Here is a 13,143-nt window from a genome sequence, read left to right as displayed (position 1 = left end):
GTTTATAGAGGAGGAAATTTAATGAAAAGAAATTATCTTAAGAGAATTATAAGCGTTTCTCTTGCAGCTGTAATGACTCTAAATCTTGCAGCATGCGGATGCGGATCCAAGAAAAAAGAATCCGTAGCTGATGAAGAAGTATCTCATGATGCAACTGCTTATGTATTTAAGGAAAATGCCGTTTCTCTCGGTGAAGGTGTTGATACTGCCAATATAGTTTCACTCGGAACTTTTGGAGATAAGGTATATGCAGTCGGAAATTCTATATCAGAGGAAGAAAAAAACGTTACAACTCTTTTTACCTTTGACAAGGATGGAAGTAATTTAAAACCTGTAGATCTTGCTCTGGATGATAATTATTCCATTACCAATACAGCTGTTGCTACAGATGGTTCAATATATGCCATTGAAACAAAATATGGCGGAATGGATGCCGGATTTGGAGATATTAACATCCAGGATATTATGGGTGGTGGCGATGGAAGTATGGAGATAATCGGTGGCTCTGATTCCGACGAAGGAATCGTTGTCGATGATATTGATCAGTATTCCGCTGAAGATGAAGTTGAAGCAGCAGATAGTAGTGAAGATGAGGGTACTGATTCTGAAGCTGCTGCAAGTGAATCATCTGAAGGTGTAAAGGAAGAAAATACTGCTGACAGCACAAAAGAGGATGCAAGCACACCTGAGGAACTTAATTCCAGTATGGAAAATGCGGCATCTGAAGAAACAAGTACATTGGAACAGGGAGATGGTGAAATTGTAGATTCTTCCATTGTAGCTGCTGAGGATGAGTATTATCTTGTTAAACGTGACGCTAACGGAACGGAAGCATGGAGACAGAAGCTTGAATCAAAAACAGATTCATATTTTTATGTTACATCGCTTGTTCTTGCTGACGACAATACTATTCTTGTTTCAGATACTCTTGGAATTCACAAATACAGTACAGAAAATGGTTCCAAGACATCTGACTTTAACCTGGATGAGTATATTGACAGTGAATACGGCGTTTCTATCCAGATTTTCAAAACAGGTGACGGCAACCTTGTAGGAATGATAAGTGGCGGAAATCAGGCTTTTTACAGACTGGACACAAATGCAGGAACAATTACTCCTGTTGAAGCTGTTGACAATCCGTTCTATGATTATGTGTTCTATTCAGGAGCCGGAAGTCATGATTTGTTCGCAGTTGGTTCAGAAGGTGTTTATACATATAATCTTGGAGATCAGAATGTTTCCATGATATTGAACTTTGTGGATTCAGATATTAATACTTACGGTCTTTCACAGATGGTTGCAATTTCAGATACTGAAATTGTTGCACTTATTCCTTCAGACGAAAATGGATTTACACTTTCTTCACTTACAAAGGTTGATCCTAAAGCTGTAAGTGACAGACAGCAGATTACACTTGGATGTAACTACATTGACTTTGATGTACGTTCTCAGATTATTAAGTTCAATAAAACAAATGATAAATATCGTATCGTAATAAATGACTATTCAAAATATGATTCAGATAGTGAGTACACAGGCGGAGCAAATAGATTGAATACAGATATTGTTTCAGGAAATGCGCCTGATATTATTGTTCTCGATTCAGATATGCCTGTGGACAGTTATATTTCCAAAGGTCTTTTTGAAGATATGACTGAGTATTTTACTAATGATGAAGAACTCAGCAAAAACAAGTATATGGATCATGTTATGGATACATTTAAGACTGATGGTAAGATGTATAAGGTTATTCCCAGCTTTTATGTAGAAACTGTTGCAGCATATAAGAAAGATGCCGGTGACGATTATACATGGACTATTGATGAGCTCGAGAAGATTGTAAAAGACAGAAATATCAAATATAAGAATATCTTCGGTGCACTTGCAAGAGATGAAGTATTTGATATGGCACTTACACTTACAGGTTCACAGTATATTGATTGGTCTACGCTTACATGTAGTTATAATTCAGATGCATTTATTCATCTTCTGGAGTTCATTAATGAGTTCCCGGAGGAATTGGAAGAAGATGATTACTATAATGACTCCTCTGCATTTTGGAGACAGGGCATATCTGTAGCTGACAGATTATATTTATATTCGCTTTCAGATTATAATTATGAGGCAAAGGGTACATTCGGTGATGAGATTACTACTGCAGGATTCCCTTCTGATAACGGAAGCGGTTCTGCAATATTCCCTAATCTTCAGCTTACAATGAATGCTTCTTCAAAGGTTAAGGATGGTTGCTGGGAGTTTATGAGATATTTCCTTACCAACGATTATCAGAAAACAATAGAAGGCGCTTTTCCTGTAAGCATGACAAAAATGGATGAACTGATTGCCAATGCAAAGAAAAAGCCTTCATATCTGGATGAAGAAGGTAAAGAAGTAGAGTATGATGATACATACTACATTGGTGAGACAGAAGTCATTATTAATCCTATGACTGATGAAGAAGTTAATAAAGTTATTGATTTTATTAACAGTATTGATCAGGTTGGAAACGGAAATGAGGAAGTAGCAAATATTATTTATGAAGAAGCTGCTGCATATTTTAGTGGGCAGAAAACAGCCGCTGAAGTTGCTGATATAATTCAAAGCCGTGTTCAGATTTATGTAAATGAGATTAGCTGATAAATTAGTTGGTAGCTTGACAGAGGCACAAAATGGAGGTGACTGGCATGTACAATCAATTGTTTGGAGTGTCGCCTATGATGTTTTGGCTGATACTGACAGTAGCATTGGCAATAATTGAACTTCTGACAATGGGACTTTCCACTATATGGTTTGCAATAGGTGCTCTTGCAGCATTTGTTGCAGCAATTGTGGGAGCAAATATTCCGATGCAGATAGTGATTTTTATAATTGTGTCTGTTCTTATGTTGCTACTTGTGAGACCCTTATCGGTAAAGCTTATTGGCAATAAAATTGAAAAGACGAATATAGATGCTCTTGTCGGAAGAAAAGTAAATGTAAGTAAAGAAGTAGATAATATTAAAGAAACAGGATGTGTCATTCTTGATGGTACTACATGGAATGCCAGAAGCATTGATGATGACAGTATTATCCCGGTGGGAGAAACTGTTATTATAGAAAAAGTAGTAGGAAATAAACTTATTGTGAAAAAAGTTTAAGGAGGGAAAAAATGCCATTTTTTATTATCATCGTTCTGATTCTTGTTCTTATTGCATTAAATATTAAAATTGTTCCTCAGGCTCATTCATTTATCGTTGAAAGACTTGGAGCATACAAGGAAACGTGGGATGTAGGACTTCATTTTATGATTCCTTTTCTTGACAGAGTTGCAAGAAGGGTAGATCTTAAAGAGCAATATTGTGATTTCCCTCCTCAGCCCGTTATAACCCAGGATAACGTTACTATGCAGATTGATTCAATTGTTTTCTTTAGAATTTCGGATCCTAAGGCTTATACATATGGAGTAAGAAATCCTATAGGAGCTATAGAAAATCTTACTGCTACAACACTTCGTAATGTTATTGGTTCCATGACACTGGATGAAACTCTTACAAGCCGTGATCAGATAAATGCCCAGATGCAGGATGCTCTTGATATTGCTACAGATCCTTGGGGAATCAAGATTACAAGAGTAGAGCTCAAGAACATTAATCCTCCGGAACAGATAAGAGATGCGATGGAAAAACAGATGAAGGCTGAACGTGAAAAGAGAGAAAAAATCCTTTTTGCGGAAGGTGAGAAGCAGTCTGCCATTACTGTTGCTGAAGGTGAAAAGCAGAGTAAAATTCTTCAGGCTGAGGCTGATAAACAGGCTACTATTTTAAAAGCAGAGGCTGAAAAGGAAAAAAGGATCAGAGAGGCAGAAGGTCAGGCAGAAGCTATAAGAAGTGTCCAGAAAGCTAATGCTGACGGTATAGCAATGCTTAAGGAAGCAGGAGCAGATGAATCTGTTCTTACTATCAAGAGTCTTGAAGCATTTGAAAAAGCTGCAAACGGTCAGGCAACAAAGATTATTGTTCCGAGTAGTATAGCAGGCGTAGCAGGTCTTGCTGAATCTATAAAGGAAGTAGTAAGTAAATAAGTTTGAAACAGAGAGGTAGCGGATAGGAATAAAGTTTAGGGCATGATAAATAAACCACCTGGAGGTAGTCGAAAAATTAAATATTTGGGGCAAAGATCTACGATGTCACTTCTGCAAGATCATCTTTGATGATAAAACCTCTGGACTTCAATAGATTAAGAGCCTGAGCAGTTGTAAGAGTTTTCTTTTCTTCAACGGACTTCTGAATAAAATAACCATCAGGAGTATAGGGCTTAAGATCTGTGAGTATGTGCCAGATAGCGGTCAGGAGCATACGACAGATTGCAATGATGGCTTTCTTGTGACCACGATGTGATTTGATACGGCGATAACGTTCTGTAATTTCGGGATGCTTCTTGGATTTGATCAAAGCATTTGCAACTTGCACCAATACAGGTTTAAGATAAATACCAGCACGGGAAATCCTAGTGGATTTGATTTTGAAATTGCTTTGGTCATTGCGTGGACAGCATCCAGCCCAGGAAACAAGGTGCTTGTCTGTGGGGAAGACAGACATATCGCCACCTATTTCTGAAAGTATCTGTATTGCCGTGAATGGATTTTTATCCAACCCCGGAACTGTACGAATTAGGGCAAGAGCATCGTTGTAAGGATCAGAAACACGAAAGATTTCCCGTTCTATTTCATTCTTGTGTTTCTCTAACTCATCTATGTGATCCAGACATTGACGAAGCTTGATTGCTTGCTCCTTACAGATAGCGCCATCAACGGCAGCCTGGATTTCCTCAATTGGATGCTTACATCGCCTGTCAACAAAAGGAGTAACATCGAAACATTCCCCGGGATGCTTAAGAATATATTCAGTTATGGATCTGGAAGATTTGCCAAAAACATCAGTGAACACTTCATCAAGCTTAAGATTTGATACTGTGAGACAATTAAGGGCACGATTCTTTTCGCCTGTGATCATACAGATAAGCTTGAAACGGTATCTCACAAGATCTCTAAGATGACGAATGTCAGCTGGCGGAATGAAGGAAGGCTTGATCATGTCACACATAAATAAGTCACATATCCATTTTGCATCCTTACGATCGGTTTTATTACCTTTTTGGGGCTTTGTATATTTGGGATGGGCAAGTACGACATTACAAGACTTTTCAAGGATATTAAAAACGGGTATCCAGTACTTGCCAGTAGATTCCATGCAGACATCAACACAATGATACTTGGCCAGCCATTCAGCAAGTTCACGCAGTCCTCTTGAGAAGGACGAGAACCTTTTTTCAAAATACTCAGTGCGGCCATTTGCATCGGTAATACCAATGCATGCATAGATCCAGGTTTTGTGGACATCAAGCCCACAGCAGTTCTTTCGAAAGATTTTAAATGCCAATAGATAACCTCCTGTCACATTTTATAGTTGTAAAGCTGACAGTGACTGGTCATCCGGCGAAATCGAGACAACTTCGGAAGAGATAAGTTTACGGGCTACGGTATGCGCCATTCGTTGATGCCTTTACAGATGACCGACAACATATAATCATGCGAGGTGGCCGCTATACCGCCCCGCCACTCACCTCCACGTGTTCTGTAGTATGTCAGCCTTACGAATAAAGAATATAACAGGAAACTTTAAAATAGAAAACAGGGAAAGACGCTGGGTTTCATAACCCCGTTGGTGTCTTTCGCAGAAAGACAGTTAATAATCATGATAGAAAGTGATAAGGGGAATGATTAAATTCCCCTTATCTTTTGTCACACTTAATAAAATATTAAAAAGATTTCTATTGATATTTTTTCTTTATTGATGTATTGTGAAAATTAGTCGAAGATATAACTAATCTTTGAGCAATAGCTTATCGACAAAAGACTTAGTTTTATAAGTTTATCTATTATATTTTCCAACTTAATTTTAAATATTTGAATAATTCAAATAAATTTTCAGAAAGGAATTAGGTTTTGAGAGAAAAATTAGAAACACTCACACTGGCTTCACTTCGTGACCTCGCAAAGCAGAATGGCATTAAGAGCGTCACAACTATGAAAAAGTCAGAACTTATTGATGCGCTTTTAGAACTTGATCAGAAACAGAAGGCAGAACAAAAAGCTGAAAATGTAGAAGAAACAAAGGCAGAAGAAGCAAAGGCAGAAGAAGCAAAGGCAGAAACATCTAAAGAGGACGGTTCCAAAAAGGAGAACATAAAAAAAGAAAACGCTAAACATGAAGGCCAGGATAAAAGGAATCGTAAGCATTCTTCTGATGAGAAGGAAAAGTCATCAGCTAAGAAAACAGTTAAGAAAAAAGTAATTGTTTCCGATAATTCACAGAATCCTCAGAATGCTCAAAACGGTCAGAATACTCATCCTCAGCAGAATGTGCAGAATACATATAATGCTCAGGGGAATAACGAAAACAAAGCGGTAGCTGAGGTTCCTTCAGAATCTTATGTAAAGAAAGAGATAACGGCCGAATCTAATGCAAAAAAAGAAGTGCCTGCAGAAGATAATGAAATTGCAAATGGAATTGATGCAAATGGAATTCTTGAGGTTATGCAGGATGGCTTCGGATTTATAAGATGCGAAAACTATCTTCCGGGTGAAAATGATGTTTATGTAGCTCCCGGTATGATAAGAAAATATAATCTGAAGACCGGGGACATTTTAAAAGGAATAGCCCGTCAAAAGAAAGAAAATGATAAATTTGGCGCGTTACTTCAGCTTATATCAATAAACGGATACAAACCTGAAGTTGCTATGGGAAGATGGAATTTTGAAAATATGACTCCTATTTTCCCAAAAGAACAGATTGTACTTGAACATCCGGGTTGTACGATTGCCATGAGAATCATGGATATGATCTCACCTATCGGTAAAGGTCAGCGTGGTATGATCGTTTCTCCTCCGAAGGCAGGTAAGACAACTCTTTTAAAGGATGTAGCACTTTCGGTTAAGAGAAATAATCCGGATATTCATTTGATCGTACTCCTTATAGACGAACGTCCTGAGGAAGTTACGGATATAAAAGAGAGTATTGAAGGACCCAATGCTGAAGTAATCTATTCAACATTTGATGAGCTACCTGAACATCACAAAAGAGTTTCTGAAATGGTAATTGAGCGTGCTAAACGACTTGTTGAGCACAATAAAGATGTTATGATACTTCTGGATTCCATTACAAGACTTACAAGAGCTTATAATATTGTTGTTCCTCCGTCAGGAAGAACACTTTCAGGTGGCCTTGATCCGGCAGCTTTACATATGCCTAAAAGGTTCTTTGGAGCGGCCAGAAAGATGAGACAGGGCGGTAGCCTTACCATACTTGCTACAGCTCTTGTAGAAACCGGTTCTAAAATGGATGATGTTATTTATGAGGAATTTAAAGGAACCGGCAATATGGAAATGGTTCTTGATAGAAAAATGCAGGAAAAGCGTATATTCCCTGCTATCAATATTCCAAAGTCAAGCACCAGAAGAGAAGACCTTCTCTTAAAGCCGGATGAACTTGCAGCAGTGAACGCACTTCGAAAAGGCTTTAATGGTATGAAGGCCGATGAAGCGGTTGACCAGTGTATCAACATGTTTGCAAAAACACGAAATAATGCTGAATTTGTAAGAATGGTTGAGAAACAGGTCGCAAGATACTAAACAATTATATATGGACGAAGTTATAATGTATGCAATATAGGTGAAAACGGCTCAAAAAAGCCGCAAACAAAAAGGCATACATTATGGCTACGTCCATTTTTTTTGATTGAATATAGTAATCTGATCGTAAACCATGGGTAAGAAGAACAGTTTGGTCATAAAAAAAACACGCTTTGGCGTGTAATATTTGGGAGGAGGGGTTGTCAGGTGGGGAACCCGACAACCCGGTATGAAAAAAGTTTTGTTGGGGGAGTCAGAAGTTCTAACTCCTGTTAGATTTATAATATAGATTAAATTTGTACAGAATATGGACAATTCATAAACTAAATATAAAATAATTCGAAATTAAATATAAGCAGTAACGTGATTTTGTATATTTTTTATTTTTTTCAAATATTACCATAAAAGAATTACTTAGATTACAGCGGTATTAAGCAAAACATGATATACTAAAAGGGTAAATTAATTATTTTAAAAAAACAATTATTGAAAGTTAGCTATTCATATATCACTTAACGATTTTTCGGATATTTCTTAATAAATTACAGTAAGTATAGAACAATTTGCTTTATCTATAAAAAAATGAGGAAATTTGATATAATATCTTTTGATATACATATTTAAGGTTTAAGGAGATGAAAAAAGTTATGCGTAAAGTAATACTAACCGGCGACAGACCGACTGGAAAACTTCATGTCGGACACTATGTCGGTTCACTTAGAAGAAGAGTTGAATTGCAGAACTCGGGCGAATTTGACGATATCTTTATTATGATTGCTGACGCCCAGGCTCTTACAGATAACGCAGAGAATCCTGATAAAGTCAGAGAGAATGTGATTGAGGTTGCACTTGATTATCTTGCGGTTGGACTTGATCCCGCAAAAAGTACACTTTTTGTTCAATCTCAGATTCCTGAGCTTACAGAGCTCTCTTTTTACTACATGAATCTTGTGACTGTTTCCAGACTTCAAAGAAATCCTACAGTTAAGTCTGAAATCCAGATGAGAAATTTTGAGACAAGTATTCCTGTTGGATTTTTTACATATCCCATTAGTCAGGCTGCTGACATTACTGCATTTAAAGCAACTACGGTTCCTGTAGGTGAGGATCAGGAACCTATGATTGAGCAGTGCAGAGAAATTGTTCGTAAGTTTAATTCAGTATATGGTGAAGCATTAGTTGAGCCTAATATACTCCTTCCTGATAATGCTGCATGTTTACGTCTTCCGGGTACTGACGGAACTGCCAAAATGAGTAAATCACTTGGAAATTGCATTTACCTTTCCGAATCACCTGAGATGATAAAGAAGAAGGTAATGGGAATGTTTACAGATCCTAACCATTTAAGGGTTGAGGATCCCGGTGAAGTTGAGAATAATCCGGTATTTATCTATTTGGATGCATTTGCTAAGGATGAACATTTTGCTGAATTTGCACCGGATTATGCTAATCTTGATGAGATGAAGGCTCATTATAAGCGAGGCGGACTCGGCGATGTTAAGGTTAAGAAATTCCTGAATAATGTACTTCAGGCCGAGCTCGAGCCTATTAGAAAGCGCAGAGAGGAATTCCAGAAGGATATTCCTTATGTATATGATGTCATAAAGAAAGGCTCAGAGGTAGCAGAAAAAGTTGCCGCAGAGACCTTAAGTGATGTCAAAAAGGCTATGAGAATTGATTACTTCTCTGACGAGGAGCTTATAGCTATGCAATCTGCAAAATATCAGGTAACTGAAGATTAAACTGGAGGCACTACATGAAGAACATTCTATTTGTAGCATCGGAAGGTGTACCATTTATTAAAACCGGCGGATTGGCAGACGTTGTCGGATCCTTACCGAAAGACATTGATAAGAGATATTTTGATGTAAGGGTTATTCTTCCAAAATATACCTGTATGGCGCAGGAAATGAAGGATAAATTGGAATACGTTTCCAATTTTTATATGGATTTTCATTGGAAAAGTGAATATGTTGGCATTTTTCATGCTGAAGTTGATGGAGTACATTACTATTTTATCGATAATGAGTACTTCTTTGGTGGTATGGCACCATACGGCGGAGATGTTATATGGGAGATAGAGAAGTTTACATTTTTCAGTAAGGCTGCTCTTTCAATTCTTCCCGTAATAGGCTTCAGACCAGACATCATTCATTGTCATGACTGGCAGACCGGACTTATTCCTGTTTATCTTAAGGAAAGATTCCAGGGGAATGAGTTTTTCCGTGGAATTAAGTCGATAATGACTATTCACAATCTTAAGTTCCAGGGAAAATGGGATGCTAAGGATGTGCAGGATATAACAGGTCTTCCGGATTATTATTTTACACCGGATAAACTCGGATATTACAAGGATGCCAATCTCTTAAAGGGTGGTATTGTTTATGCTGATGCAATTACAACTGTAAGCAGTACATATGCTGATGAAATCAAAACCGAGTTTTACGGTGAAGGACTGGATGGATTATTAAGAGCCAGAAGCCATGACCTTAGAGGTATTGTAAACGGTATTGATTATACTGATTTCAATCCGGAAACAGATAAATTCCTTGAGCATCCGTTTAATGCAATTAATTTCCGTAAAGAAAAGTCAAAGAACAAGAGAGCTCTTCAGAGAGAATTAAACCTTCCTGAAGATGATAAGATAATGATGATTGGTATTATTTCAAGACTTACCGATCAGAAGGGCTTTGATCTTATTGCTTATGTTCTTGATGAGCTTTGCCAGGATGCAATACAGATTGTTGTTCTTGGTACGGGTGAAGAACAATACGAGAATATGTTCAGACATTTTGCATGGAAATATTCTGATAAAGTTTCTGCGAACATTTATTATTCAAATCCGTTATCACATAAGATTTATGCAGCATCAGATGCATTCCTTATGCCTTCTTTGTTTGAGCCTTGTGGCCTTTCACAGCTAATGGCATTAAGATACGGATCAATCCCGATTGTAAGACAGACGGGAGGACTTAAAGATACAGTTGAGCCATATAATCAGTATGAGAGCACAGGAACCGGTTTTGGATTCCTTAACTATAATGCTCATGAGATGATGAATACCGTTCGCGAGGCTGAGAGAGTATTTTATGATAATAAGCGCGAATGGAATAAGATGATAGATCGTGCAATGGCAGCAAACTTCTCATGGGAGGTTTCAGCAGCCAAATATCAGGAGATGTACGATTGGCTAAGACCATAAGAAAATGAGTAAGAAAAAAAGTATTTTAGTTCAAGGTGGTATACTAGCAACCGCCGGTATTATATCAAAAATAATAGGCCTCTTATATCAGGCTCCTTTTACCGGAATTGTAGGTGATGAAGGAAATGGATATTACAGCACGGCATATTATATTTATTCAATTGTACTACTGATTTCTTCATACAGCATTCCCTCTGCGATGAGTAAGATAATATCGCAGAGACTTGCTGTACATGAATACAGAAACGCACAGCGAATTTTTCACTGTGCGCTTATTTATGTTTGTATCGTAGGCGCAGTAGGAAGTTTGATTGCGTTTTTTGGTGCACCTTTGTTTGTTGACGGATATTCGATTCCGGTTTTACGTGTGTTTTCACCATTTATATTTATTTTCGGTCCTCTGGGTGTGCTTAGGGGGTATTTTCAGGCGCATAGAACAATGATACCTACAAGTATTTCTCAGCTTGTAGAACAGTTCCTGAATGCGTTTGTTTCTGTTGGAGGTGCATACTTACTGGTTAATCTTGCGCTCTCAAAAGGGAGTGATGAATCAACCAGAGCAATGTATGGCGCTATAGGAGGTGCACTCGGAACGGGATCCGGTGTTGTTATAGCACTTATTTTCATGCTGTTTGTTTATAATGCGAACAGGGATGCTGTAAAAAGAAAGGTTATTCATGATCATCATAAAGATCTTGGATACAGAGAAATATTCATACTTATTCTGATGATTGTGACGCCGTTTATTTTAAGTACATTTATATACAATTTATCGACAACACTTAATTCTACTCTGTTTTCCAAAATTATGACTTACAACAGAGGAATACCGCATAACGAGGTTGTTACCAGATTTGGTGTATTTTCAAGAAAGGCTATGAATATCACCAATTTCCCAATAGCAATAGCTTCAGCAGGAGCGGCTACCATAATGCCAAGTGTTTCAACCTATTATGCGCAGAAGAATTATGAAAGAACAGCTCAAATGGTTGAACGGGTTTACCGATTGATAAATATGATAGCAATTCCTTCAGCTGTGGGACTTTTTGCTTTATCGGAACCAATAATCATGCTGCTGTTTCCTCAAAAGTCTACCCTTCATGAGGCTGGGGTACTTATGCAGTTTTTGGCGATCACTGTTGTATTTTATTCCCTTTCAACAGTAAGTAATGCCATACTACAGGGAATAGGAAGAGTAAATGCGCCGGTAATAAATGCCGCTATAGCACTGGTGATTCAGACTATAGTTCTTACATTACTTTTGCTTTTTACAAATCTTGGCAACAAGGCACTGGCAATTGTAACTATTTTGTATTCACTACTCATGTGCATACTAAATGAATATTCTATTTCAAAAGCCTTGGATGTTAAACAGGATATCAAAAAAATGTATATTATTCCCTTTGCGGTTTCAGTGGTTATGGGAACCATGGCGTTTTTAGTGTATAGATTGTTTTCGATATTTGTCGGAAAAGTGCTTGAAAATGAATACTTCACAAATCTTATATGTGTTGCTGTTGCAATGTTTATTGCTGTTCTTATCTATGCAGTAGGAATGGTCAGGACAAAAGGTGTAACTGAAGAAGAATTGTTGCAATTTCCTAAAGGATATAAGCTTGTTGGCATATTGAAAAAAACGCATATTATTAAATAATAATAAATTTAACTTAATGTTGGACATTTGTTGGACAGATTTTGCTATTATTCTCTTGTAAGTTTAATTGTGAGGAGGAGATAGCTATGATTGAAGTTACCGGAGGAATACCTCTCGATGACGATTGTCTTGAGGATGTAATCGGGGGTAGTGCGAAAATAAAGAGATTCAACAAGGTTAAGAAAATCCAGTATATGGATGTAAACTGTCAGAAATGTCAGAAGAACATTAGAGTTGATATTCAGCAATCTAAGTGTGAATGTCCTCTTTGTGGTGGGATAAACTATTTTGCCGGATAATGTGTTCGTTTATGTGCTATAAAGCTTTTTGCTTTAGAAAGGAGTGGCATATGAGTGATGAAAATTTGAAAACAGAACTTAGTGATGAGGAACTTGATGAGGTCAACGGTGGTTCGGGATTTTTCTTTGCTAAAGACCAGGATATTGTGAAAAAAACGGTTTATACCGGTGAAGCTGTGGATGCAGGCACCTTAGAGCTCAAAGGAAAGAAACCTAAAGTAAGTAGACTTGGTAATTCAGTTACTTCCAAGTCTAAAGTGACGGTTGCTGATTCTATTGAAGCACCGTCCGATGGAGCATGGTTATAACCGGGGGCTTT

At 37.6% G+C, this 13,143-nt stretch carries 10 protein-coding genes; 9 read left to right on the top strand and 1 reads right to left on the bottom strand.

Going from position 1 to position 13,143, the window contains the following annotated elements; translation table 11 throughout:
- Nucleotides 1-21 precede the first annotated feature (21 nt).
- Genes BV60_RS0110445 through BV60_RS0110435 form a run of 3 tightly spaced genes read left to right on the top strand, consistent with a single transcriptional unit; the run spans nt 22 to nt 4,060 of the window.
- Complete coding sequence (locus BV60_RS0110445; protein WP_029321561.1) at nt 22-2,637, top strand: ABC transporter substrate-binding protein; 2,616 nt, start codon at nt 22-24, stop codon at nt 2,635-2,637.
- Between the two features lie 47 nt (nt 2,638-2,684).
- The gene (locus BV60_RS0110440) at nt 2,685-3,137 is read left to right on the top strand and encodes an NfeD family protein (RefSeq protein ID WP_051656656.1); all 453 of its coding nucleotides are present in this window, start codon (nt 2,685-2,687) and stop codon (nt 3,135-3,137) included.
- A gap of 11 nt (nt 3,138-3,148) precedes the next feature.
- Entirely contained in the window at nt 3,149-4,060 is a 912-nt protein-coding gene (locus tag BV60_RS0110435) for an SPFH domain-containing protein (protein WP_029321557.1), read from the top strand.
- 97 nt (nt 4,061-4,157) lie between these two features.
- Here BV60_RS0110435 and BV60_RS0110430 read toward each other — a convergent pair whose 3' ends face one another.
- Complete coding sequence (locus BV60_RS0110430; protein WP_026509922.1) at nt 4,158-5,417, bottom strand: IS110 family transposase; 1,260 nt, start codon at nt 5,415-5,417, stop codon at nt 4,158-4,160.
- 566 nt (nt 5,418-5,983) lie between these two features.
- On the opposite strand from BV60_RS0110430, the gene rho reads away from it, so the two are divergent.
- From rho to BV60_RS0110400, 6 genes are all read left to right on the top strand, one after another.
- Nucleotides 5,984-7,669 (top strand): transcription termination factor Rho, encoded by a 1,686-nt coding sequence (rho, locus tag BV60_RS0110425; RefSeq protein WP_029321556.1) that lies wholly within the window; start codon nt 5,984-5,986, stop codon nt 7,667-7,669.
- Nucleotides 7,670-8,316: 647 nt separating this feature from the next.
- Nucleotides 8,317-9,411 (top strand): tryptophan--tRNA ligase, encoded by a 1,095-nt coding sequence (gene trpS / locus BV60_RS0110420; protein WP_029321555.1) that lies wholly within the window; start codon nt 8,317-8,319, stop codon nt 9,409-9,411.
- Nucleotides 9,412-9,425: 14 nt separating this feature from the next.
- Nucleotides 9,426-10,871 carry a glycogen synthase GlgA gene (gene glgA, locus BV60_RS0110415; RefSeq protein WP_029321554.1) on the top strand — a complete coding sequence of 482 codons (1,446 nt, stop codon included), beginning with the start codon at nt 9,426-9,428 and terminating at the stop codon, nt 10,869-10,871.
- Between the two features lie 4 nt (nt 10,872-10,875).
- Nucleotides 10,876-12,525 (top strand): putative polysaccharide biosynthesis protein, encoded by a 1,650-nt coding sequence (locus tag BV60_RS0110410; protein WP_029321553.1) that lies wholly within the window; start codon nt 10,876-10,878, stop codon nt 12,523-12,525.
- 86 nt (nt 12,526-12,611) lie between these two features.
- Nucleotides 12,612-12,824 (top strand): hypothetical protein, encoded by a 213-nt coding sequence (locus BV60_RS0110405; RefSeq protein WP_029321551.1) that lies wholly within the window; start codon nt 12,612-12,614, stop codon nt 12,822-12,824.
- A gap of 50 nt (nt 12,825-12,874) precedes the next feature.
- Nucleotides 12,875-13,132, top strand: coding sequence for a hypothetical protein (locus tag BV60_RS0110400; RefSeq protein WP_029321549.1), 258 nt, complete (start codon nt 12,875-12,877; stop codon nt 13,130-13,132).
- Nucleotides 13,133-13,143 lie beyond the last annotated feature (11 nt).

The organism is Butyrivibrio sp. AE3004 (assembly GCF_000703165.1).
GTDB lineage: Bacteria > Bacillota > Clostridia > Lachnospirales > Lachnospiraceae > Butyrivibrio.
This window is presented reverse-complemented; position numbering and strand designations above follow the sequence as displayed.

Coding starts and splice junctions, on each gene's coding strand:
- glgA (WP_029321554.1), top strand. CDS start 9,426: ATGAAGAACATTCTATTTGTAGCATCGGAAGGTGTACCATTTATTAAA.
- BV60_RS0110445 (WP_029321561.1), top strand. CDS start 22: ATGAAAAGAAATTATCTTAAGAGAATTATAAGCGTTTCTCTTGCAGCT.
- BV60_RS0110440 (WP_051656656.1), top strand. CDS start 2,685: ATGTACAATCAATTGTTTGGAGTGTCGCCTATGATGTTTTGGCTGATA.
- BV60_RS0110435 (WP_029321557.1), top strand. CDS start 3,149: ATGCCATTTTTTATTATCATCGTTCTGATTCTTGTTCTTATTGCATTA.
- BV60_RS0110410 (WP_029321553.1), top strand. CDS start 10,876: ATGAGTAAGAAAAAAAGTATTTTAGTTCAAGGTGGTATACTAGCAACC.
- BV60_RS0110400 (WP_029321549.1), top strand. CDS start 12,875: ATGAGTGATGAAAATTTGAAAACAGAACTTAGTGATGAGGAACTTGAT.
- BV60_RS0110405 (WP_029321551.1), top strand. CDS start 12,612: ATGATTGAAGTTACCGGAGGAATACCTCTCGATGACGATTGTCTTGAG.
- trpS (WP_029321555.1), top strand. CDS start 8,317: ATGCGTAAAGTAATACTAACCGGCGACAGACCGACTGGAAAACTTCAT.